This window comes from Klebsiella sp. D5A (assembly GCF_001620885.1).
Classification (GTDB): domain Bacteria; phylum Pseudomonadota; class Gammaproteobacteria; order Enterobacterales; family Enterobacteriaceae; genus Klebsiella; species Klebsiella variicola.
In genome coordinates this window covers 341,998-363,983 of the sequence record NZ_LOAR01000006.1, presented here as the reverse complement: position 1 = coordinate 363,983, position 21,986 = coordinate 341,998, and the positions used below count along the sequence as shown (strand labels likewise).

Annotated in this window: 20 protein-coding genes; 13 read left to right on the top strand and 7 right to left on the bottom strand. The window is 57.7% G+C overall.

Features of this window, described 5'->3' with window-relative positions:
* The first annotated feature begins 259 nt into the window (after positions 1 to 259).
* Together AS136_RS26705 and AS136_RS11305 are read left to right on the top strand one after the other, a co-directional pair.
* Entirely contained in the window at positions 260 to 535 is a 276-nt protein-coding gene (locus AS136_RS26705) for a DUF2574 family protein (protein WP_012542998.1), read from the top strand.
* 323 nt (positions 536 to 858) lie between these two features.
* Positions 859 to 1,176, top strand: coding sequence for a hypothetical protein (locus AS136_RS11305; protein ID WP_012542997.1), 318 nt, complete (start codon positions 859 to 861; stop codon positions 1,174 to 1,176).
* A gap of 40 nt (positions 1,177 to 1,216) precedes the next feature.
* On the opposite strand, the gene AS136_RS11300 is transcribed toward AS136_RS11305, so the two are convergent.
* From AS136_RS11300 to AS136_RS11290, 3 genes are read right to left on the bottom strand one after another with little or no spacing between them, the layout of a single operon-like run.
* A complete protein-coding gene (locus tag AS136_RS11300; protein WP_012542996.1) occupies positions 1,217 to 2,341 on the bottom strand; it encodes an ABC transporter permease in 1,125 nt (374 codons plus the stop codon).
* Positions 2,341 to 5,100, bottom strand: coding sequence for a ribosome-associated ATPase/putative transporter RbbA (gene rbbA, locus AS136_RS11295; protein WP_063266778.1), 2,760 nt, complete (start codon positions 5,098 to 5,100; stop codon positions 2,341 to 2,343). The genes AS136_RS11300 and rbbA overlap by 1 nt, the downstream gene beginning before the upstream one ends.
* Positions 5,097 to 6,164, bottom strand: a complete 1,068-nt coding sequence (locus AS136_RS11290) for an HlyD family secretion protein (protein ID WP_016160214.1) — start codon at positions 6,162 to 6,164, stop codon at positions 5,097 to 5,099. Before AS136_RS11290 ends, rbbA begins: the two co-directional genes overlap by 4 nt.
* A gap of 403 nt (positions 6,165 to 6,567) precedes the next feature.
* Here AS136_RS11290 and AS136_RS11285 point away from each other — a divergent pair, with 403 nt between their 5' ends.
* Entirely contained in the window at positions 6,568 to 7,962 is a 1,395-nt protein-coding gene (locus AS136_RS11285; protein WP_012542993.1) for a diguanylate cyclase, read from the top strand.
* A 48-nt stretch (positions 7,963 to 8,010) separates the two neighbouring features.
* On the opposite strand, the gene trpS is transcribed toward AS136_RS11285, so the two are convergent.
* Positions 8,011 to 9,018, bottom strand: coding sequence for a tryptophan--tRNA ligase (gene trpS / locus AS136_RS11280; protein WP_012542992.1), 1,008 nt, complete (start codon positions 9,016 to 9,018; stop codon positions 8,011 to 8,013).
* A 503-nt stretch (positions 9,019 to 9,521) separates the two neighbouring features.
* Between trpS and AS136_RS11275 the strand changes: the two genes are divergently transcribed.
* Genes AS136_RS11275 through AS136_RS11260 form a run of 4 tightly spaced genes read left to right on the top strand, consistent with a single transcriptional unit; the run spans position 9,522 to position 13,957 of the window.
* Positions 9,522 to 10,505 carry an autoinducer 2 ABC transporter substrate-binding protein gene (locus tag AS136_RS11275; RefSeq protein ID WP_008807607.1) on the top strand — a complete coding sequence of 328 codons (984 nt, stop codon included), beginning with the start codon at positions 9,522 to 9,524 and terminating at the stop codon, positions 10,503 to 10,505.
* 50 nt (positions 10,506 to 10,555) lie between these two features.
* On the top strand, positions 10,556 to 12,040 hold the full coding sequence (locus AS136_RS11270) for a sugar ABC transporter ATP-binding protein (protein ID WP_049140021.1): 1,485 nt from the start codon (positions 10,556 to 10,558) through the stop codon (positions 12,038 to 12,040).
* On the top strand, positions 12,033 to 13,004 hold the full coding sequence (locus tag AS136_RS11265; RefSeq protein ID WP_008807605.1) for an ABC transporter permease: 972 nt from the start codon (positions 12,033 to 12,035) through the stop codon (positions 13,002 to 13,004). Before AS136_RS11270 ends, AS136_RS11265 begins: the two co-directional genes overlap by 8 nt.
* Complete coding sequence (locus tag AS136_RS11260) at positions 13,001 to 13,957, top strand: ABC transporter permease (RefSeq protein ID WP_039102794.1); 957 nt, start codon at positions 13,001 to 13,003, stop codon at positions 13,955 to 13,957. Before AS136_RS11265 ends, AS136_RS11260 begins: the two co-directional genes overlap by 4 nt.
* Positions 13,958 to 13,994: 37 nt before the next feature.
* On the opposite strand, the gene AS136_RS11255 is transcribed toward AS136_RS11260, so the two are convergent.
* Complete coding sequence (locus tag AS136_RS11255) at positions 13,995 to 14,777, bottom strand: NAD(P)H-dependent oxidoreductase (RefSeq protein ID WP_016160218.1); 783 nt, start codon at positions 14,775 to 14,777, stop codon at positions 13,995 to 13,997.
* A gap of 86 nt (positions 14,778 to 14,863) precedes the next feature.
* Between AS136_RS11255 and AS136_RS11250 the strand changes: the two genes are divergently transcribed.
* Positions 14,864 to 15,772 (top strand): LysR family transcriptional regulator, encoded by a 909-nt coding sequence (locus tag AS136_RS11250; RefSeq protein WP_012542980.1) that lies wholly within the window; start codon positions 14,864 to 14,866, stop codon positions 15,770 to 15,772.
* The gene (gene fosA, locus AS136_RS11245; RefSeq protein WP_063266777.1) at positions 15,766 to 16,185 is read left to right on the top strand and encodes a FosA5 family fosfomycin resistance glutathione transferase; all 420 of its coding nucleotides are present in this window, start codon (positions 15,766 to 15,768) and stop codon (positions 16,183 to 16,185) included. The genes AS136_RS11250 and fosA overlap by 7 nt, the downstream gene beginning before the upstream one ends.
* A gap of 71 nt (positions 16,186 to 16,256) precedes the next feature.
* On the opposite strand, the gene AS136_RS11240 is transcribed toward fosA, so the two are convergent.
* Positions 16,257 to 17,669, bottom strand: a complete 1,413-nt coding sequence (locus tag AS136_RS11240; protein WP_012969021.1) for an aminotransferase-like domain-containing protein — start codon at positions 17,667 to 17,669, stop codon at positions 16,257 to 16,259.
* Between the two features lie 177 nt (positions 17,670 to 17,846).
* Between AS136_RS11240 and AS136_RS25995 the strand changes: the two genes are divergently transcribed.
* The 4 genes from AS136_RS25995 to AS136_RS11225 all read left to right on the top strand — a co-directional run bounded on the left by AS136_RS25995 (position 17,847) and on the right by AS136_RS11225 (position 20,769).
* Positions 17,847 to 18,011, top strand: coding sequence for a DUF1127 domain-containing protein (locus AS136_RS25995; protein ID WP_008807599.1), 165 nt, complete (start codon positions 17,847 to 17,849; stop codon positions 18,009 to 18,011).
* Positions 18,012 to 18,176: 165 nt separating this feature from the next.
* The gene (locus tag AS136_RS11235; protein WP_012969020.1) at positions 18,177 to 18,641 is read left to right on the top strand and encodes a MarR family winged helix-turn-helix transcriptional regulator; all 465 of its coding nucleotides are present in this window, start codon (positions 18,177 to 18,179) and stop codon (positions 18,639 to 18,641) included.
* Between the two features lie 6 nt (positions 18,642 to 18,647).
* A complete protein-coding gene (locus AS136_RS11230) occupies positions 18,648 to 19,715 on the top strand; it encodes an HlyD family secretion protein (protein WP_008807597.1) in 1,068 nt (355 codons plus the stop codon).
* A complete protein-coding gene (locus tag AS136_RS11225; RefSeq protein ID WP_008807596.1) occupies positions 19,705 to 20,769 on the top strand; it encodes a DUF2955 domain-containing protein in 1,065 nt (354 codons plus the stop codon). Before AS136_RS11230 ends, AS136_RS11225 begins: the two co-directional genes overlap by 11 nt.
* A 2-nt stretch (positions 20,770 to 20,771) precedes the next feature.
* Here AS136_RS11225 and AS136_RS11220 read toward each other — a convergent pair whose 3' ends face one another.
* Entirely contained in the window at positions 20,772 to 21,686 is a 915-nt protein-coding gene (locus AS136_RS11220) for a LysR family transcriptional regulator (protein WP_008807595.1), read from the bottom strand.
* Positions 21,687 to 21,986: the final 300 nt, after the last annotated feature.

Below are 21,986 nucleotides of genomic sequence, written 5' to 3'. Positions count from 1 at the left end.
CTACGGATTCGCACCCGCCCTGCACGACCTGTAGCCCGGACAAGGTGCGCAGCACCGCCTCCGGGGAAACATCCGGCCCGACCGCCGGGTTCGTTAACATCAGTAATACCTATCACATTAATAGGTTATCCTGGAATTGTCCTTATTAATTATATGGATTATCTTCCCTGCGTGATGAATCAACGCATCATCTCTCCCGAGGGAGAAAAATAGAAAGCAACTCGCTTATTTCTCATCCTGTTAACTGGTTATAAAGTCAATGAAAAAACCGCTAATTGGGATTCTGGCTTTCGCTTATGGACTAAGCTTACCTCTGTTTGCTGCTGATACCGCCACATTAACGCTCTCCGGGCGGGTGGTTTCAGAAACCTGCAGTACCGATATCGTCAATAAACAACCTCAGCAGCGTTGCGGAAAGAATACCTATCTTATTGCTTCGCAAAATAGCGTGACGAATGCTCGCGGCGTGATCACGCGGACGGTGAATTTACCGGATGATGCAAGTCGGAAAATAATTATTAGTAGTTACGATTAATATTATCTCTCTATTTCAGCGCCAGTTTATTGTGCCTCGGTAAAATAATGGCGCTGCCTCTTCCTCCCGCAAAATAACGCACTTACGATTCAGAAAAAATATTTCCGTGACTGAATACTTCGCTCCCGGATGTATTGTGGCAAACGGTATGCTTCTTCCCTGTTTTTGTCTTAATGAGCTACATCATTAACACTTTGTTAACTTGATCTGGTTTATATGGCGGAAAATTTGTTATACAAAGAGGGATGATTGCCTGTATGGATGCTGCCCGAAATACCTTGCGAGACATATGCAGGTTATCGGCTGGCAATATGAGAATAGAAATGAAAATCCTGCTTAACTGGTCGCCACTGCGCCAGCTCTTCACTTACATTCAGGAGCGCTTTACCTTTCTGGTGCTGCTCTGCTGGCCAGCGATTATCTGGCTGTTCTGCCGGGTCGGGGTGTGGCTCACCGATAACGTGTACGAGCTGTTGGGGAAATCACCCGCCCAGTCCTTCACCGTCTACCTGCAGCCGTTTATGACCCCCGGCACGCTGCTGCGTATCTCCATCAGCTGGATTGTCTTATTGTTTATCCTGTTTAGTATGGCGATGGCCTTCACCTGGGGTTTACGTCGCTTTATGAACCGCCACAAATAAATCCCTGGGCCGCCGTAAGTCGACGGCCCTTCTTAAGCCCTTACGCCATCTCGCCAATAGTCTTACGAAAACGCAGCAACGCGATAGTAAAGAACACCCCGCCGATAGCCAGCAAGGTTAAGAACTGCGGCCAGACGATGGCAAAGCTGGCGCCACGGTACAGTATCGCCTGCGCCAGACTGACGAAGTGGGTGGTCGGCATGGTCAACATAATATCCTGTACCAGCTGCGGCATACTTTCCCGCGGTGTGGATCCGCCGGAAAGCATCTGTAGCGGCAGCAGCACCAGAATCATCAGCAGCCCCAGCTGCGGCATCGAGCGGGCGAGGGTGCCCATAAAAATGCCGATTGAGGTCGTGGCGAACAGGCTGAGCGCCACCCCCAGCATAAACAGGGGAATCGACCCCTCAATGGGCACCTGCAAAATCCCCTGCACCATCAGTATCAGCGACAACCCGGAGACCACCAGCACCACCAGGCCCATCGACCAGATCTTGGCCATCATGATTTCAAACGGCGTTACTGGCATCACCAACAAGTGCTCTATGGTGCCATGTTCCCGCTCGCGGATCAGCGCCGAACCGGTGAGGACGATCGCCAGCATGGTGATGTTATTGATGATCGCCATCACCGCGCCAAAGCGCTCCTGCTCAAGGTTAGGGTTAAAACGCATCCTTACCGCCAGCTCTACCGGCAGTACGCTGTTATCCCGATAGCGGGCGACAAAACTGTTGACTTCGCCACTGATAATATTCTGGATATAGCCGTTGCCGGTAAAGGCCTGGCTCATGCGCGTGGCGTCGACATTGACCTGGATTTCCGGCTGCCGACCGGCCAGCACATCGCGCTGGAAGTTAGGCGGGATGTTGATGGCGAAAGTGTAGCGCCCGGCATCCAGCCCGGCGTCCATCTCATCAGCGGTGATCAGCTCCGGCTCGAGAAACCAGGGACGGTAGAAAGCGTTAATAATGCGTGAAGAGAGCTGGGATTTATCCATATCAGCAACCGCGATCGGCGCCAGGTGCAGCGAACCAGGCATCACCGTGGCCGAGGAGTACACCGACACGGTAAACGCAAACACGATCAGCGCCAGCATCGCTTTATCGCCGAGCAGGCTGCGCAGCTCTTTGACGCCAAGATTATAAATATTGCGTAATCCGCGCATCATCCCTCCTGTTTCTTCAGCAGCAGCACGCTCAGCCCGAGCACCAGCGGCACCGCAATCAATAGCGGAATGAACGAGCCCCACAAATCGCTGAGATTCAGCGCCTTGGAGAAGGTGCCGCGAGCGATAGTCAGGAAGTGGCTGGTCGGATAAATTTGCCCGATCCAGCGCCCGGGCCCTTCCAGCGACGCCACCGGATCGATCATCCCGGAGAACTGGGTTGCCGGGATCAGCGTAATGATCGCGGTACCGAAGATGGCGGCGATTTGGCTCTTCATAAAGGTTGAGATCAGCAGCCCCAGACCGGTGGCGATGGTGACATACAGCAGCGCCGCCAGGGTCAGCGTCAGGAAGCTGCCCTTATGCGCGACGCCAAAGACAAAGACCGACAGCGCGCACAGCAGGAAGAAGTTAAACATCCCCAGTACGATGTAAGGCAGCTGCTTGCCGAGCAGGAATTCACTGCGGGTGGTTGGCGTCACGTACAAGTTGATAATCGATCCGAGCTCTTTCTCACGGACTACGCTCAGGGCGCTGAGCATCGCCGGGATCATCATCAGCAGCAGCGGGATCACCGCCGGGACGATGGCCGGCAGGCTCTTCACGTCCGGATTATAGCGATAGCGGGTCTCGATGGAGATGAGCGAGGTATCGTGCTGTGGGCTACTCTGCCGGGCGGCCATCTCCTGCAGCCAGGCGAGATGCATCGCCTGCACGTACCCGCGCACCGTTTCCGCGCGATTTGGCATTGCGCCGTCCACCCAGATGCCGATTTGCACCGGTGTGCCGCGGGCGATATCGCGACCAAAGTTCGGCGGGATCTCTATTGCCACCGCCAGTTCGCCGTCACGCATCCGGCGGTCCAGTTCGTCATAGCTGTGCAGTGGCGCCTGCTCGATAAAGTAGCGTGAGCCAGCGATGTTCTGCGACCAGCCCTGGCTGCTGAGGGTTTGGTCGCGGTCGAGTACGGCAAAGCGCAGATCCTCAACGTCCATGCTGATCCCATAACCCATGATAAACATCAGGATCACCGTCCCCAGCAGCGCCAGCGTCGATCGTACCGGATCGCGGCGTAGTTCCAGCGCCTCGCGGCGGCTATAGCTAAACAGGCGGCGCAGGCTGAATGACTGGCGTGGGGACGCGTTCTGCTGGTGTGATACGACAGCAGGCGGTGCGGGCGTGGTAGAGACAGAAACGGTCGGTTGTGCGGCATCCGCCGCTTCCTGCAGCCAGGCGATAAACGCCTCTTCGAGGCTGGCTGAGCCACGTTGCTCAACCAGCGCCTGCGGCGTATCGCTGGCCAGCACCTTGCCGGCGTGCATCAGCGAGATGCGATCGCAGCGTTCCGCCTCATTCATAAAGTGGGTGGAGATAAATATAGTAACGCGATCCTGGCGCGCCAGGTCTACCATCAGCTGCCAGAACATATCGCGCGCCACCGGGTCGACGCCGGAGGTCGGCTCATCGAGGATCAGCATCTCCGGGCGGTGGATGACCGCCACCGCTAACGACAGGCGCTGACGGATCCCCAGCGGCAGATCGGCGGGAAGCGCGTCTTTAACCTCGGTCAGCATAAAGCGCTCGCTCATCTCAGCGACCCGGTGGGCTATTTCGTCGTCCGGGATATGAAACAGGCGGGCGTGCAGCTCGAGGTTTTGCCGAACGCTCAGTTCGCTGTAAAGCGAGAAGGCCTGTGACATATAGCCCACCCGCTGTCGGGTGGCGATATTCTTCGGGTCGACCGGCTGGCCGAACAGCCAGGCTTCACCTTCGCTGGCGGGCAGCAGGCCGGTGAGCATCTTCATGGTGGTGGATTTGCCGCAGCCGTTAGATCCAAGGAAGCCAAAGATTTCGCCGCGGGCGATGCGAAAGTTAACGTGGTCGACGGCAACAAAGTTGCCGAAGCGCATGGTCAGGCCGCGTGCTTCGATGGCGATCTCTTCCTCGCGGCTGTCGCGCGGCGGGATAACTACCGTCTTATGCGCTTGACGTTGTGCTTCAGGTAGCAGGGCGATAAACGCCTGCTCCAGGGTCTGGCTGCCGGTCTGGGCTTTGAGCTCCGCGGCGCTGCCAGTCGCCAGCACCTCGCCGGCATTCATCGCCACCAGCCAGTCAAAGCGCTCGGCCTCTTCCATGTAGGCGGTAGCGACCAGCACGCTCATCTCCGGCTGGCGCTGGCGAATACTGTCGATAAGCTCCCAGAACTGCGCCCGGGAAAGCGGGTCGACGCCGGTGGTCGGTTCATCAAGGATCAGCAACTGCGGGTCGTGGATCAGCGCGCAGCACAGGCCGAGCTTTTGCTTCATCCCACCGGAGAGTTTACCGGCGGGGCGATCGCGAAACGGCGCCAGCCCGGTGCTCTGCAGCAGCTCGTTGATGCGCAGTTCGCGCTCGGCTTTATCGTGGCCGAACAGGCGGGCGAAGAAGTCGACGTTTTCATACACCGAGAGGGTGTGATAGAGGTTTTTCCCCAGCCCCTGTGGCATCCACGCGATTTTCGGGCACACGTCGCGGCGGTGATGCACATCACGCATATCGCCGCCAAGCACCATCACGTTACCCTGTTCAATGGCCCGCGCCCCGGCGATCAGCGAGAGCAGGCTCGATTTGCCGACGCCGTCCGGGCCAATCAGACCAACCATACGCCGTGCCGGGATCGCCAGGCTGATATCCCGCAGCGCGATGGTGGCGCCATACTGCTGGCCAACGTTTTCCAGCAGTGCGACGGGGGGCGAGGTATCCTGCGGCGTCAGTTTCATTGCGGCAACCTCACCGTTAGCGCCTCAGGCCAGGGTTGTTGTTTATCCACCCGCACGTAAGCCATGCCGGGCAGGCCGGTTTTGACATATTCCAGATGCTGCGCCAGCAGCTCCGGCGGGATGCGCGCTTTGACGCGGAACATCAGCTTAAGGCGCTCGTCGCTGGTTTCTACCGTTTTCGGCGTGAACTGGGCGACGCTGGCGACAAAGCTGATGTTGGCCGGGATCACCAGATCCGGCGCGGCATCAAGGATCAAGCGCGCTTCGCTGCCGAGCGCCAGCAGGCCAGCCTGTTCGGTTGGCAGAAAGAAGGTCATATAGACATCGGCGAGATCGACCATATTCAGCACCCGGCCACCGGCGGCCAGGACTTCGCCTGGCTCAGCGACGCGATATTGAATGCGGCCATCACGGGGTGCTTTCAGCTCGCTATCGTCAATATCGGCAAGGATCCGCCGTTCGGTCGCCTGGGCGGCTTCGACGCGGGTTTGCGCCTGAATAATGCTGGTGCGGGCAGCTTCGATGGCGGCGCGGGCGGCAGAGACCTGGGCTTTTGCCGATTCCAGCGCCGCGCGGGCACTCTCTGCTGCCGCGCGGTCGTCATCCAGCTGCTGGGCGGAGACGGCGCCGCGCTGCGACAGGGCATTCGAGCGGACATGGCGTTTCGCCGAGGAATCCAGCTCCGCCTGGCGCTGCTTCACCACTGCTTCGCTGGCGCGCATTTCACTCTGCCGCTGATCGAGCAAGGCTCTGGCGGCGAGCACCGCGCTTTCCGCCTCCTTGATTTGTGCGGCGGCTTCAAGACGCTGCTCGTTCAGTACGCGGGTATCCATCCTCGCGAGGACTTCTCCCTGACGCACAAACTGGCCCTCTTTGACCAAAATCGTGTCGATACGCCCGGCGATTTTACTGGCAATATCGACTTCGGTGGCTTCGATTCGGCCGTTGCTACTGGCAAAACCGTCCGGGAGACCTGGCGGGCGCAGCAGCCACCATGCGGCGGCGGCGAGCATCACCAGTAAGCCGACAAGATACCCTGCCCAACGTTTCTTTATTTTGTCCATACGCGACTCGCTTGATTCCCTTTGCTGAGTGGTGCGCGTGTTTCCTCCGCCGAGCGGAGCGTCCTCCTTGCGAGGGACGAAAAGGTGGGGATAAAGGCCGCTGACGCCGCGCTCTGCCGCGTCGATGCGCAGCCGATCGCTGTGCTACTTATGTGGTCATCATCAGCGATCCTGGCCTTAATGAAACACGCATAGTGAGAGCTACCGTCATCGCGATAGTAACATTCGTGGCGATGTTGTCCATACGAAGTGCATGGTCTTGTCGGTGTGTTAACAGAAATACCCACCGTCAGGATAAAACCGCGAAAACAGGGCGCCTGTTTTGTTATCTGGTTGCCCCCCGGTAACTACGATATGATTCCGCTCCTGGCATTAAGAAACATCCGACGAGTGCTTTAATTTCATGAATGAAGAAAGCCAAAAATATATCGCCGTGATTTTTAAGGAATGGCTACCGCTGTATGACAGCCTGACGCCGGACGTCCGTGCATTGCTTAAAAAAATGGCCGATGAGCGATCGTCGATGTTAGCGACCCGCTTTTACGATTTTATTTTTCAGGATCCGGATATCGCCAGGCACCTCTCTTATGAGCTGGTTGAGGAACGTCTGAGCCGCTCTCTGGCGGGATGGGTACAGCAGATCCTGACCTGTGAAAAAGAGGATCTTCAGGCTCTTGCGGAGCGCCAGTATCAGATCGGCAGCATTCATTCGCGGATTGGCATCCCGGCAGAGGCGGTGCTGCGCGGCGCGCGGCAGATAAAATCCGGGCTGGTGGAGGCGATTCGTGACAGCCAGGTCGCGCGGGACACCGGGATAGCGGCTATCCATTACGCGATCATGGCGATGAATATGGCGGTGGAGATGATGTGTCACGCCTATACGCTGTCGCATTATCGGGCTACCAAAAATGAAGAAGCTTTTCGTCTGTACAGCCTGATGGATAACGTCCCGATGGAGTATGGCAAGCAGCAGGCATCGCTTTCGGGTTGGGAAAATAGTGCGATTTTTAATATCGTCAGCGAGAACAGGACGGACCTTAACGCAACGTTATTATCTGAATCCGAATTTGGTTTGTGGTTTCGCCATAAATGCGTTCGCTATTTTAACCACAATCCGCAGATGGGGGAGATTACTGAGTTGATCGGTCAGGTGGATGCGTTGATTACCGAATGGCGTACCGCGGAACAGGATGCTGGTTATAAAAATACTCAGAGCCTGCTGCAAAAGATCCATATCCATTGCCAGCACATCAGCAGCCAGCTGGGAGTGTTATTCAGTAGTCTGTCGCAGATGCAAAATGGCAAAGACGCGCTAACCAGCCTGCTTAACCGTCGCTATCTGCCTGTGGTGCTCAAGCATGAAGTCACCCTGGCGATTGAGTATGACCTGCCGCTGACGGTAGCGATTATCGATATTGATTTCTTTAAAGAGATCAATGACAAATGGGGCCATATGGTCGGCGACCGCGCCATTAAGCACGTAGCCGATCTGCTCAGCGATAATATTCGCTCCAGCGACTATCTCTTCCGCTACGGCGGCGAGGAGTTTCTGCTGGTGCTGGTGGAGACCCGCGCGGCAGAGGCTTTCCCTCTCCTTGAACGTCTGCGCAAAAAGATTGGCCAGCTGGCGTTTAACGTTGGCGGCGACACGCAGATCCCCATCACCGCCAGCATTGGCTTTGCCGCCCACACCGGTCACCCCGATTACAATCTGCTGCTGCGCGACGCCGATAACGCGCTGTATGCCGCCAAGCGCGAGGGGCGCAACTGCGTGAAGATGCACAAAGGCGGGGGATAAAACCGTAGCCCCGGTAAGCGTAGCGCGACCGGGGAAGGGCTCTGAAACTCAGAACAGCACCGGCAGCCCCAGCCCGCGCTTCACCTCATGTAGCGTCTGCTGCGTGAGCTGGTGGGCACGTTCGCTGCCCTGGCGCAGCAGCTCAAGCAGCATCCCTTTATCCTGAATATAGGTAGCCCGGCGTTCGCGGATCGGCGCCAGTAGCGCCTGCAGGCAGGTTTCCAGTTCATTCTTACACTGGCGATCGCCCAGCCCGCCGCGCTGATAGTGGGCTTTCATCTCTGCCACCAGCGCCTTATCGCTATGGAAAGCGTCGAGATAGGTGAACACCACGTTGCCGTCGACATGTCCCGGATCGCTGACTCTCAGGTGCGTCGGGTCGGTATACATCGCGCTGACCGCGCGGTGGATCTCCTCTTCACTGGCCGATAACGTCAGCGTATTGCCCAGCGATTTCGACATTTTGGCATTACCGTCGACGCCCGGCAGGCGGCTCACTTCGCTGAGTAGCGCCTTGCAGTGGCGCAGCACCGGCTCGCCGGTGAGGCTATTCATCTTGTGGACGATCTCGTTGGTCTGCTCAATCATCGGTAGCTGATCGTCACCCACCGGCACCAGCTCGGCCTTGAAGGCGGTGATATCGGCCGCCTGGCTAATCGGATAGGCAAGAAAGCCCACTGGCAGCGAACGGGCGAATCCCTTTTGGGCAATCTCATTTTTGACTGTCGGATTACGTTCCACGCGGGCGACGGTGACGATATTCATATACAGCGCGCTGAGCTCCGCCAGCGCGGGCAGAGCGGACTGCAGGCAAATAGTGGTGAGCCTGGGGTCGATGCCGACGGCCAGATAATCGGCCATGACTTCGAGGATATGGTGGCTGATTTTTTGCGGGTTGCTGCCGTTATCGGTGAGCCCTTGTAGGTCGGCGATCAGGATAAACTGCTGGTGGTCGTGCTGCAGCGCGACGCGCTGGCGCAGCGAGCCGACGTAGTGGCCAAGATGCAGCTGGCCGGTCGGCCGGTCGCCAGTGAGGATGGTTTGCGAATGGTTCATCAGGGACTCCTTATCAGACTGTTCAGCCGAAAGACGTCCTGAAAACACCAAAGCCGCCTTCCGGCGGCTTTGAAAATGGAAACGTGTATCGTGCCGCCTGTTATGCAGGCAGCCACCAACGACGGGGATAGGTAACGATCGCGTTTCTGTTCATAGGGAGTATCCTGCCACGGAAGGGGCTGGAGGCGCAATCAAAAATCACATACTTTTCCTGATGTTATTTATGTGTTTGTTTTTCGGTAAATGACGAAGCGGGAAAAATATATTTTCTCTGCGACCCGATCATTATTCTGGAACAACAAACTATGTTGCATGTTTTTTGTGAAAAAGCTCACGTCACAGGATTATAGTATTATTATCCATATTTATAGCTGGATATTACCTGTCTGCTGTTACGGCTTGTGTTTATTCTCTTCTAAATTATTAACATTATTACAATTTATATCTCTTTTCCGCTTTGCGTCATACCCCTGTCTGACTACAACGTATTGAGGCTAATTATTATGCATAAACGTCTGGTCGTTAATATTTTTTCATCATTGCTGTTGGGGGCTGCGCTTATTTCCGCGCCGGTATATGCGGCGGAAAAAACCGTAGTCAATATTTCAAAAGTGGATGGCATGCCATGGTTTAACCGGATGGGTGAAGGGGTCGTCCAGGCCGGGAAAGAGTTTAACCTCAACGCCTCCCAGGTAGGGCCGTCCAGCACCGATGCGCCGCAGCAGGTGAAAATTATTGAGGACCTGATTGCACGTAAAGTGGATGCCATCACTATCGTGCCTAACGATGCCAACGTGCTGGAGCCGGTATTCAAAAAAGCCCGTGACGCCGGCATCGTCGTGCTGACCAACGAATCGCCCGGGCAGCCGAGCGCCAACTGGGATGTGGAGATCATCGATAACGAGAAGTTCGCCGCTGAATACGTGGAGCATATGGCCAAGCGGATGGGTGGCAAAGGCGGCTACGTTATCTATGTGGGTAGCCTTACGGTACCGCAGCACAACCTGTGGGCAGATCTGCTGGTGAAATACCAAAAAGAACATTACCCGGACATGCATGAAGTCACCCGCCGAATGCCGGTGGCGGAAAGTGTTGATGATTCCCGCCGTACCACGCTTGATCTAATGAAAACTTACCCGGATCTGAAAGCGGTGGTCTCTTTTGGTTCGAATGGCCCAATTGGCGCGGGGCGCGCGGTGAAAGAGAAGCGTGCGAAAAACAAAGTCGCGGTCTACGGGATGATGATCCCATCGCAGGCGGCTTCTCTTATTAAGAGCGGCGATATTACTGAAGGGATCACCTACGATCCGGCGACAGCCGGCTATGCCCTCGCGGCGGTCGCCAGCACCCTGCTGAACGGCAAAACCATTGAGCCGGGCTTCGAACTGAAAGAACTCGGTAAAGCGGATGTCGATAGCGACAAGCATATTATCCGCTTCCATAAAGTGCTGTTGGTGAATAAAGACAATATTGATTCGCTCTACTAATCCACCTTCCGGGGCGCCTGCCGCCCCGGCTTAACCAGCCAGGGGATGCTATGGAACCTTTCCTTTCCCTTCGACACGTCAGCAAAACCTTCCACGCCAACCGCGCGCTCAATGATATCAGCCTCGACTTTATGCCCGGGGAAGTGCACTGCCTGGCCGGGCAGAACGGTTGCGGGAAGTCGACGTTGATCAAAATTATCTCTGGCGTCTATCGCCCGGATGAGGGCGCAGCGATGACGCTGGGCGGCAAGACGTGGCCCAAACTAACGCCAGCGGCCTCTGTCGCCCATGGGATCCAGGTGATTTATCAGGATCTGTCGCTGTTTCCCAATCTCAGCGTGTGGGAGAACATTGCCATTAACCACTATCATCGCGGCGTGCTGGTGAGGCGCAGCGAGCTGCGGCGCAGTGCGGAGCAGGCGATGCGCAGTATTAACGTCTCGCTGCCGCTGGATGCCGCTGTGGAGTCGCTCTCCATCGCCCGCTGTCAGCTGGTGGCTATCTGCCGCGCGCTGGCGCAGGATGCCCGGCTTATCATTATGGATGAACCCACGGCCTCATTGACCCATCAGGAAGTGGAAGGACTACTGCATGTGGTGCGCCAATTGCGTGAGAGGGGGATCTGCGTCGTCTTCGTTAGCCACCGTCTGGAAGAGGTCATGGCCGTATCGGACCGCATCAGCGTGCTGAAGGATGGCAATCTGGTTGGTACCTTGCCGGCGGCTGAGGTGACCACCCGACGGCTCGGTTTTCTGATGACGGGCCAGGAGTTTGACTATCAGGTGCGCGATCTGTGGCAGGGGAAGGGCAGCACGCCGGTGCTGGAGGTGCGCAATCTCTGTCGCAAAGGGGAATATCACAACGTCTCCCTGAAGGTCGAAGCCGGAGAAGTGGTGTCGATAGTCGGCCTGTTGGGCGCCGGGCGAACAGAGCTGTGCCTGAGCCTTTTCGGCATGACCCGCCCCGACAGCGGCGAGATCCTGATAAATGGCCAGCCGGTGCGGTTGCGCAGCAACCAGGATGCTATCCGCCACGGTATTGGCTATGTCTCTGAGGACCGTATGTCGCGCGGCCTGGTGATGAGCCAGTCGATTGAAAACAACATCATCAGCACGGTGTTTCATAAAGTGAAAGGCGCTTGTGGGCTATTGAGTGACAGTAAAGCTCAGCAACTGGTCGCAAGAATGGTCAACGCGTTGACCATTAAGGCGCCGGATACGCATCTGCCGGTGAATACCCTCTCCGGTGGCAATGCCCAGCGCGTCTCTATCGCCAAATGGCTGGCGATCTCGCCTAAGCTGCTGATCCTCGATAGCCCAACCGTGGGGGTGGATATCGCAAACAAAGCCGGGATCTATCATATCATCAGCGATTTGGCTGCCCATGGTATCGCTGTGCTGATGATTTGCGACGAGATCGAAGAGGCGTGGTACCAGAGTCATCGCATCCTGGTGATGAAGCAGGGCGAGCTAACCCATAACTTCCTGCCGGACAGCAGTACCCAGCAGCAGATAGCGGAGGTGGTCAATGGCTAATCTGTTGAAACAACATGAATTCTGGTTAGGTATGTTTATTATTGCACTGTGCCTGCTGCTGGGCTGGCGCAGTGAGGAATTTTTCACTTTCGGCAATCTTTACGACCTCGCTAATAACTATGCGATGCTGACCATTCTCGCCTGTGGTCTGTTCGTGGTGCTGATCGCCGGCGGGATTGATATCTCCTTCCCGGCTATGACCATTATCGCCCAGTACGGCATGGTGGTGATGCTGCAAAAAGTAAGCGGCAACTTCGCGGTGGCTTTTGTGCTTGCCGGCGGCATCGGCGTGCTGCTGGGGCTGGTGAACGCGCTGTTGGTTAATCGTCTGCGGGTCCCCTCGATCATTATCACCATTTCTACGCTCAATATTTTCTACGGTTTGCTGCTGTGGTTAAGCAAAGGCGTCTGGCTCTACGACTTCCCCCCGTGGTTTGAAAAGGGGGTCATGCTGTTCAAATATACCGATGCCGATGGTTACGATTACGGCCTGGGGCTGCCGCTGCTGACGATGATCGCCGTGGTGCTGTTGACCGCGTTTATCATGAATTTCACCACCGTTGGCCGCAAGATCTATGCCATGGGGGGCAACCGGGAATCCGCCAGCCGCGTCGGCTTCAGCGTGCTCCGCCTGCAGCTGTTCGTTTATGGCTATATGGGGCTAATGTCGGGGGCCGCAGGTGTCGTGCAGGCGTGGACAGTGATGACCGTTGCGCCGGATTCACTGCTGGGCTATGAGCTGACGGTGCTGGCGGCGGTGGTGCTGGGCGGCACCAGCCTGATTGGCGGGCGCGGAACTCTCACCGGTACGCTGCTGGGGGTGATTTTACTGGCGGTGATGCAGAACGGCCTGAACCTGCTGGGGGTTTCCTCCTACTGGCAGACCCTGATCACCGGGGCGATCATCGTCGTCAGCATCAGCGTAACGGCATGGAGCCAGCATCAGAACCGGAGCTTGTTATGAAAAAATCGTGGCGCAACAACGTTGAGTTTTACCTGATCGGCCTGCTGCTGCTGACGGTTATCGCCTTTAGCATCGCCATGCCAAACATCTTCTGGTCTGTCAGCAATTTCCAGTCGATTGCCTCGCAAATGCCGGTGTTGGGGATCCTGGCGCTGGCGATGGCCATGACCATGCTTTGCGGCGGCATTAATCTGTCCATTATCGCGACGGCCAACGCCTGTTCGCTGGTGATGGCTTGGGTAGCGACGAGCTATCCGCCGGGTGGCGCCACCGCGCTGGCGACGCTGTTGGCCGGCGGAGGGGCGGCGATGATCATTGGTCTGTGCAACGGGATACTGATTGCCGGGATCCGCGTTTCGCCGATCCTGGCTACCCTTGGCATGATGACCCTGCTTAAGGGGATCAATATTCTGATCACCGGCGGCAGCGCTATCGCTAACTATCCGCAGTGGGTGCTGTGGCTGAATCACGCTCAGTGGTTCGGTATTCCGCTGCCAATGTGGCTTTTTGCGGTGGTGGCGTTTGGGCTGTGGGTGCTGCTGGAGAAAAGCCCGCTGGGTCGGGCGATCATGTTGATCGGATCCAACGAGCGGGCGACCCATTATTCCGGGATCAATACCCGACGGGTATTAATGTGGGTATATGCCATCTCGGCCCTGCTCTGCGCGGTGGCGGCGTTTCTGATGATGTCGAAGCTGAACTCAGCCAAAGCGTCTTATGGAGAATCGTATCTGCTGGTGTCGATCCTCGCGGCGGTGCTCGGCGGCGTGAATCCGGATGGCGGCAGCGGGCGCATCGTCGGGATGGTGCTCGCGCTGTTCCTGCTGCAGATCATTGAGAGTGGGTTCAATATCCTCGGGATCAGCCCCTATCTGACGATGGCGCTGTGGGGCGTATTGCTGCTGTGCTTTATCCAGGCGCGAGGCATGCTGGGACTGGAGAGAGCTGGGTAAATGACCCGTCCTCGGGGGGCGAAGACGGGGTAGTCAGTTATTCGCTACGCAGATGCACCGCCAGGCCGCTTTGCCCCGGCGCCAGCTCCGGGCGCAGCGTCAGCGACGGGATCAGATAATCGCCATGATTCTGCCGGCGGAATGGAATGGGCTCGGTTTGCCACAGCGTGTCCAGCCGCTCGGCCAGCGTGGCGCACTGGTCGGCGAATTGCCCGGCATCGGTTTTATCCGTGCGGTAGAACACCAGCGGCGGAAGCACCTCAAAGCCGGGATAGAACAGCATACCGTGCTGAATGGGGAACAGGATGTCGTCGATGGGGCCATTGATCCCGCGCGGTGAATAGTGTTCCGCCCAGCCGCCGGCGGTGACGATCAGCATCGCCCGTTTGCCGACGAAGGTGCCTTCCCCATAGCGATCGCCCCAGTGGCGGTCGCTGTGCTCGCCGACGCCATAGGCAAAGCCCCAGGCGTACACCCGGTCGATCCAGCCCTTCATGATGGCGGGCATTGAGAACCACCACAGCGGGAACTGGAAAATCACCGTATCGGCCCACAGCAGCTTTTCCTGCTCGGCTGCGATATCCGCACTTTGGGTGCCCTGGGCAAAGGCCTGTTTGGAATCGAGGGTCGGCCGCCAGAACTCGCCGACCGGCGGGGCGCCGCTGTCATCGGCGTCATACCCGGCCTTCCAGCGCATGGCGTAGAGATCGGAGACTTGCACTTCATGCCCGGCCTGCTGCAGATGGCGGACGGCAAAATTTTTCAGCGCGCCATTAAGCGAGCGCGGTTCCGGATGGGCGTAAATCAGCAGTACTTTCATAACATCACCTCTGGCGTATGGAGAGCTGCAGAGTAGGAAAGCTGACGCTATAGTAGAAATTAATTACTTAAATTCCAGGTATAGCCGTGATTAATTTACATCGTCTGGATCTTAATCTGCTGCGCACGCTTGATGTGCTGCTCAGTGAAAATAATGTCACCCGGGCGGCGCAGCGGCTGAATCTGTCGCAGCCCTCGGTGAGCATTCAGCTCGCCAGGCTGCGGGAGATTTTCGCCGACCCGCTGCTGATGCCGGGTCCGCGCGGCATGCAGCCCACCGCCCGCGCCGATGAACTTCGCCAGCCGCTGCGCGCAGCGCTAGCCGCACTGGAGCAGGCGGTGGCGCCGGTGGCGCCTTTTGATCCGGCGACGGCGGCGGAGACCTGGCGGGTGGCAGCGACGGACTATATGGCCTCGGCGATCCTCCTGCCGATGCTGGGCAGGCTACGGCTGGCCTCTCCCGGCAGTCGGCTGGCGGTGTTCGAGTTACAGCCGGCGCGGCTGGAGCAGCAGGCGGCCAGCGATACAGTAGATCTCTTCTTTCATACCCGCGAGGGCGCGCCGCCGGGGCTGCATCAGCGCCTGCTGTTTCGCGAACGCTATGTGCTGGCAGGCCGGGCGGAGCATCCGGCGCTGCGGCCTGGGCTTAGCCTGGAAACGTTCTGTCAGCTGGAGCACGTGATCGTCTCCCCGGACGGGGGCGGCTTCAGCGCGGCGACCGATACCGCGCTGGCGAATCTTGGCCTGGCGCGGCGGGTTGTCCTTTCCGTGCCACATTTCCTGTTTATGCTGGAGACCCTGCGCAATAGCGATCTGGTGGCGGTGCTGCCGGAGCGGCTGGTGCGCGGGCAGAGCGGGCTGGAAGTCGTCGAGCCGCCACTGGCGGTCGCCGGCTTTGAGATGCTGATGCTGTGGCACGAGCGCTGGCACCGCGACCCGGCGCATCAATGGCTGCGTCAGTTCATTGTGAATTCACTGGAGGAACAGACATGCTGAGTGGACTGAATCACCTGACCCTGGCAGTCAGCCAGTTGGCGCCGAGCGTGGCGTTTTATCAGCAGCTGCTGGGCATGACGCTGCACGCCCGCTGGGACAGTGGCGCCTATCTCTCCTGCGGCGATCTGTGGCTGTGCCTGTCGCTGGATCCGCAGCGGCGCATCATCCCGCCGGAAGAGAGCGACTACACCCATTATGCGTTTAGCATTAGCGAGGCGGATTTCGCCAGCTTCGCCGCCCGCCTGGAGGTTGCCGGCGTGGCGGTCTGGAAGCTAAACCGCAGCGAAGGCGCCTCGCACTATTTCCTCGATCCCGATGGCCACAAGCTGGAGCTGCACGTCGGCAGTCTCGCCCAGCGGCTGGCCGCCTGCCGTGAGCAGCCGTATAAGGGAATGGTGTTTTTTGACCAGTGAAGCTGATTTGCGGACGCGGGGTAACCCGTAGCCCGGTAAGCGCAGCGCCACCGGGGAGAACAGATTAAACTTCACTCCATCGCCACCTTCACCGCTTCTCCCAGCTTCACCATCACTGCTTTATGTTTCTCGGTCGGCGGCAGGGCGCAGTTGATCCTGACGCAGTTGCGATACTTGCCCGCTGCCGAAAACAGCGAGCCCGGCGCGACCTGGATCTTCAGCCGGCACAGCTGTTTGGCGACGCAGACCATATCCACCTGCTCCGGGAGCTCCACCCACAGCATAAAACCACCTTTTGGCCGGGTGACGCAGATCCCGCACGGGAAAAACTCCCGCAGCCAGCAGGTGTAGATCTCCATATTACGCTGATAGATCTGCCGCATCCGCCGCACGTGACGGTGGTAGTGGCCTTCGCGAATAAAATTGCAAGCCGCCAGTTGGGTTGAAGGGACGTTAGTGCCGCTGGCGGCGTACTTCATCTGTAGCAGCTTGTCGTAGTAGCGCCCGGGCGCTATCCAACCGATGCGCAGGCCGGGGGCGATGGTTTTGGTAAAAGAGCTGCAGAGCATCACCCGGCCGTCGATATCCCAGGAGTGAATGGTGCGCGGGCGCGGGTACTCGGTGGCCAGCTCGCCGTAAATATCATCCTCGAAAATCACGATATCGTGGCGCTGGGCCAGGTTCAGCACCGCGCGCTTGCGAGCGTCCGGCATGATAAAGCCCAGCGGGTTATTGCAGTTTGGCACGAGGATCACCCCTTTGATCGGCCACTGATCCAGCGCCAGCTCCAGGGCCTCAATGCTGATCCCGGTTTCCGGATCGGTAGGGATCTCAATGGTCTTTAATCCCAGTCCGCGCAGCATCTGCATCGTGCCGTAGTAGCAGGGAGATTCCACCGCCACGATATCGCCAGGCTGGCATACCGACAGCAAGGCCAGAGACAGCGCGCTATGGCAGCCGCTGGTGAGCACCAGATCGTCAGCCGTCACTATCGAGCCGCCGTCAAGCATCAGACGGGCGATCTGCTCCCTCAGCTCGCGGCGCCCGGCCAGCTCGTCATAGTTCAGCACTTCGCTGAGGTTATGCTGGATCGCCCGGCTCAGTTCGCGCCAGATAGGCTTCAGGCTTGGCTGTGTGACATCCGGCGAGCCGCCGCCGAAGGGGATAATCGATTTATCGTAGCGGGCGTCGAGCATGGTCAGCACCTGATCCCACTGGGTGATCTCCACCGGGCGCTGTACCGGACGCGACATCGGCGGCACCGGCGGCTGGGCCTTGCGGGGGGCAACGAAATAGCCCGATCGCGGCTGCGGTACGATCATCTGCTGCTGCTCAAGCAACTGATAGGCCTGCTGGACGGTGCTGATGCTGACGCCATGTTCCTGGCTCAGGCTGCGCACCGACGGCAGTTTTTCGCCGTGGCGATACAGGCCCTGTTCGATGCGTTCGGCCAGCAGCGTAGCGAGATGTTGGTAGCGGGTCATGCTGTATCCTTAATTTCCGCCATACAGATGGAATAACCAGTACAGATTGGCGTAAAAATTGGGCTCTGGTGTACGTTTTAGCTAATCTGTATGTTAAAGAAAAGCGTTTTGTGAATCTGTATTCCTTGGCCCCAAATCCGTGAAGATAAAGCCTCTGGCAAGGTGAGGAGGTAGAGGATGGAATTTCACGAGAACAGGGCAAGACAGCCATTTATCGGTTTCGTACTGCTGGTGCGGTTTATCAAAAAATGGTGGCTTCAGGAGCAAACGCGCAGAGCTTTGCAGCGAATGAGCGACGAACAGCTGAAAGACATCGGCCTGCGTCGGGATCAGATCAATTAAAAAGTGCGGTTTTTTTCAGGCATCATTCCTTCTTTGCCCCGGTAAGCGCTGGCGACGCCGGGGAATACATTCACGAAATTTATCAATTGATGCGGCGCGATCGTCCGTTTCTTGATACTTACCCTGATAAGTATTATTTTCTTCTCAACAATGAGAGGAAAACCTGTGACCGAAGACGACCTGTTTGTCCGCCGCCCGTTGGGGATGAGAATGGCCATGGTGGTGCGCCAGTGGCGCGCCATTATTGACTCCGCTATCACCGATACCGGACTCACCCAGTCCAGCTGGACGGTGTTGATGCAACTGCATCAGCTGGGAGACAACGTCTCGGTCAGCGAACTGGCGGAGGTGCAGGGGATTGAACTGCCGCCGCTGATGCGCACCCTCTCGTTACTGGAAAAGCAGGGCTATCTGGTGCGTTCTACATCGCCATATGACAAACGCATTCGCCTGCTGACGCTGACCGCCGAGGGGCGGGCGATTCTGGAAAAACTGAGCTGCGTGATCGAGACCTATCAGGAACGCGTGACTCAGACCATCCCGGAGGCCGACCTCGCCACCTTCAGCGCCACATTAAATCAAATCGCCTGCCGTTTGCGGAATATCCGCGAAGAAGATAACAAGATCTAACACACTATGATGACGCCTGAACAAAAATTTGCCCGCTGGGTACGGGTGAGTATTGCCGCTTTTCTGGGAATATTCGCCTGGTTTATCGTTGCCGATATCTGGATCCCGCTGACGCCGGACTCCACCGTCATGCGCGTGGTGACCCCGGTTTCGTCGCGGGTCTCCGGCTATGTCTCGCACGTTTACGTGCACAACAACAGCCAGGTGAAAAAGGGCGACCTGCTGTATGAGCTCGACCCAACGCCATTCATTAATAAAGTTGAAGCGGCGCAGATCGCCCTCGAGCAGGCGAAACTGAGCAACCAGCAACTGGATGCACAAATCGCCGCCGCCCGCGCCAACCTGCGCACCGCACAGTACACCGCCCGTAACGATAAGGTCACGCTCGATCGCTACCAGCGCCTGAGTACGATGCAGAACGTCTCGCAGTCCGACCTCGATAAGGTGCGGACCACCTGGCAGACCAGCGAGCAGTCGGTCTCGGCGCTGAACGCGCAGATCCAGAACCTGCTGATCCAGCGCGGCGAGCGCGACGATAAGCGCAACGTCACTCTGCAGAAATACCGTAATGCGCTGGAGGAGGCGCAGCTGAACCTGGCCTGGACCCAGGTGCGTGCCGAAACTGATGGTATGGTCAGCAACCTGCAGCTTAACCCGGGGATCTACGCCACCGCGGCGACGGCTGTGCTGGCGCTGGTCAACAACAACACTGACATCGTCGCCGACTTCCGTGAAAAGAGCCTGCGCCACACGGCGGTGAATACCGATGCAGCGGTGGTCTTTGATGCCCTGCCGGGGCAAGTCTTCCCGGCGCACGTCACCAGCAGCGATGCCGGGATTCTGGCGGGGCAGGAGGCGGTGAACGGCCAGCTGTCGCAGCCGGAGCAGTCCACCCGCTGGGTGCGCGACGCACAGCGCATGCGCATTCACGTCGCGCTGGATCAGCCGCTGGCGAAACCGCTGCCGACCGGCGCCCGCGCCACGGTGCAGCTGTACAATAGCGAGGGACCTTTCGCCCGCACCTTCGCCGGCCTGCAGATCCACCTGGTGAGCTGGTTGCACTATGTCTATTAATACCCTGGCGCACGTCTTTACGCCGCACGGCAATATCGTCTACACGGCGAATGATTTTCGCCAGACGGTGCGTATCGCCGTGGCCGGGACGATTGCGCTCAGTATCTCCACCTTCTACGACGTGCAGTACGGCGTATTTTTTGTGGTGTATCCGCTGATGCTGATGTCGCTGGTGCCGGTGTTCAACCGCCATGTCGCCCGCCAGTTTGTGTTCAGCGCGGCGGTGAACTGCGTCGAAATGGTATTGATTGTCGGCTATTTGTCACAGTGGCCGGTGATCATGACCCTGGTGGTGTTCGCCCTGTACGTGATGCGTTTTCGCTTTATGAGCCAGGGGCCGCTGTTTCTGCTGGGGTCGATGGGCGTGGTGTGCCAGAGCACGATGCTCAACTTTATGAGCTATCCCACCAGCAACTGGCACACCCTGATGTTCTCCAATATGGAAGCCTGCGTGCTGGCGGTGGCGCTGAGCGCGCTGCTGCATTACCTGATCCCGGACGTCGAACCGCGCAAGCCGCCGCCGCGCATTGAAAAAGACGCCGCCCGCATTCGCCACGAGTCGCTGCTCTCCGGTACGGTCGCGACGATCATCTTTGTGGTGTTCCAGATCTGCGATCTCAGTGACTCGCTGTCGGCGCTGATGGCCGGGATCCTGATCCTGTTTCCGATGCACTATCGCGGGGCGGTGATCAGCTCGATCTGGCGCGTCGTCGGGGTGGTGCTGGCCTGTCTCTATATTCTGGTGGTGCAACTGATCATCTATGATTTCAGCAACCACATGATCCTGATGATGCCGCTGATTGGTCTCGGGCTGGCCTTCAGCGCCCGCCTGCACGTGATGGAGAAAGTGGGCGCCGGGGTGGGCTTCGCCAGCATCACCACCATCGGCATTATGTTCGGCCAGAATCTGCATCCCTATCAGGATCTGGTATTCAGCGACCTGTACCGCATCACCTCGGTGACGGTCTCGCTGGTGGTGACGCTGACTCTGGTCTTTCTCATGCACCGTCTGCTGAACTGCTTTGCGGCGACGCGCTTTGTGGTGAGCGAATAGGGTCACACCGTCATCGCCCGCTGCGCATCGCGAAAGGCGTTATGGAGTAAGCGCCACATATGGTGCGCGGCGGGGGGAAAGCGGCGGTTCGAGTTGCGTAATAAGTGGCACTGGGCGCTGCTGGCGATCGGATGGTCGATGGGGACCGCCTTTAGTATGCCGTGAGCGATTGCTTCCCGGGCGGCGAATTCGGTCATGAAAGAGATCCCCAGACCGGCCTGGCTCAGGCTCATGGCGGTGGAAAAGAGGTTGCAGCGATAGGCCGGATGAAACTGCCGCCCGGCGGTTTTAAACATGGCGTTCATATGGCGCTGTAGGCCAAAGCTTTCTGTCAGGGCGATCAGGCGATATTGCGTCAGCTCATCGATGGTCACCATTGACTGTCGCGCGATGGGATGCTGCGGAGAGACCACCGCGCAGATGGGCCCCCACTGGAAACTGTGGCGTTTAAGCTCCGGATTGCCGATGGGGCCGAAGGCGACCGCCATATCCGCTTCACCGCTGGCGATATCGTTGAGCATCTCCTGCATATTGCCGACGCTAATATCAACGAATACGTTCGGCCACGACTGCGAAAACGTGCTCATCACCGACTCGATAAAGGTCGTCACCAACCCCCCGCCAATTCTCACAGAGATGGTGCCGCCACGCATATGGCGTAAATCCTTTAGATGACTCTCCAGCTTTTCCCGCCGCTGGCGGCTTTCGTGGTAATCCTCGGCCAGCAAACGTCCGGCTTCAGTGAGCGCCACATTGCGCCCCTGTCGCTCCAGCAGAGGGAGTTCCAGCGTTCGCTCCAGCTGCGCTATCTGGCGGCTGATAACCGACGGATTAATCCCCAGAATATCAGCGGCCCGCCGAATGCCCCCCTGGATCCCCACTTCGTACAGATAGCTCATGGGACGTTCGTGCAACATCCTGTCTCCCTCCTTTGTTGACTTCAGGTCAACAATAACATCCTTTACCAGACATTTATCATCCCGGCTAGTTATAGATAATCGTGATTCAGGTACATAACAGACAAGGGGAGTCACGGAACGGATTAACTGCCATGGCAATAAACCAGTACCACCGGTGGTTGCCAATAATAAGATATCGATATGCCAGTAAAAAGATAAATAAGTGAGGTATATGCCTGTTGCCGGCTTTTCGGGAAAAGAGAGGCACCTTATTTATTGATGGGTGTTTTACGTCAAAATAATCAATGCCAAAACCAA

What these genes read in the sequence shown, in the direction of transcription:
- AS136_RS11265 (WP_008807605.1), top strand. Translation starts at nt 12,033, where the DNA reads ATGGCTAATCTGTTGAAACAACATGAATTCTGGTTAGGTATGTTTATT.
- AS136_RS11300 (WP_012542996.1), bottom strand. Translation starts at nt 2,341, where the DNA reads ATGCGCGGATTACGCAATATTTATAATCTTGGCGTCAAAGAGCTGCGC.
- AS136_RS11220 (WP_008807595.1), bottom strand. Translation starts at nt 21,686, where the DNA reads ATGTTGCACGAACGTCCCATGAGCTATCTGTACGAAGTGGGGATCCAG.
- AS136_RS11290 (WP_016160214.1), bottom strand. Translation starts at nt 6,164, where the DNA reads ATGGACAAAATAAAGAAACGTTGGGCAGGGTATCTTGTCGGCTTACTG.
- AS136_RS11225 (WP_008807596.1), top strand. Translation starts at nt 19,705, where the DNA reads ATGTCTATTAATACCCTGGCGCACGTCTTTACGCCGCACGGCAATATC.
- AS136_RS11255 (WP_016160218.1), bottom strand. Translation starts at nt 14,777, where the DNA reads ATGAAAGTACTGCTGATTTACGCCCATCCGGAACCGCGCTCGCTTAAT.
- AS136_RS11285 (WP_012542993.1), top strand. Translation starts at nt 6,568, where the DNA reads ATGAATGAAGAAAGCCAAAAATATATCGCCGTGATTTTTAAGGAATGG.
- AS136_RS11305 (WP_012542997.1), top strand. Translation starts at nt 859, where the DNA reads ATGAAAATCCTGCTTAACTGGTCGCCACTGCGCCAGCTCTTCACTTAC.
- trpS (WP_012542992.1), bottom strand. Translation starts at nt 9,018, where the DNA reads ATGAACCATTCGCAAACCATCCTCACTGGCGACCGGCCGACCGGCCAG.
- AS136_RS11240 (WP_012969021.1), bottom strand. Translation starts at nt 17,669, where the DNA reads ATGACCCGCTACCAACATCTCGCTACGCTGCTGGCCGAACGCATCGAA.
- AS136_RS11230 (WP_008807597.1), top strand. Translation starts at nt 18,648, where the DNA reads ATGATGACGCCTGAACAAAAATTTGCCCGCTGGGTACGGGTGAGTATT.
- AS136_RS11275 (WP_008807607.1), top strand. Translation starts at nt 9,522, where the DNA reads ATGCATAAACGTCTGGTCGTTAATATTTTTTCATCATTGCTGTTGGGG.
- AS136_RS11260 (WP_039102794.1), top strand. Translation starts at nt 13,001, where the DNA reads ATGAAAAAATCGTGGCGCAACAACGTTGAGTTTTACCTGATCGGCCTG.
- AS136_RS25995 (WP_008807599.1), top strand. Translation starts at nt 17,847, where the DNA reads ATGGAATTTCACGAGAACAGGGCAAGACAGCCATTTATCGGTTTCGTA.
- rbbA (WP_063266778.1), bottom strand. Translation starts at nt 5,100, where the DNA reads ATGAAACTGACGCCGCAGGATACCTCGCCCCCCGTCGCACTGCTGGAA.
- fosA (WP_063266777.1), top strand. Translation starts at nt 15,766, where the DNA reads ATGCTGAGTGGACTGAATCACCTGACCCTGGCAGTCAGCCAGTTGGCG.
- AS136_RS26705 (WP_012542998.1), top strand. Translation starts at nt 260, where the DNA reads ATGAAAAAACCGCTAATTGGGATTCTGGCTTTCGCTTATGGACTAAGC.
- AS136_RS11270 (WP_049140021.1), top strand. Translation starts at nt 10,556, where the DNA reads ATGGAACCTTTCCTTTCCCTTCGACACGTCAGCAAAACCTTCCACGCC.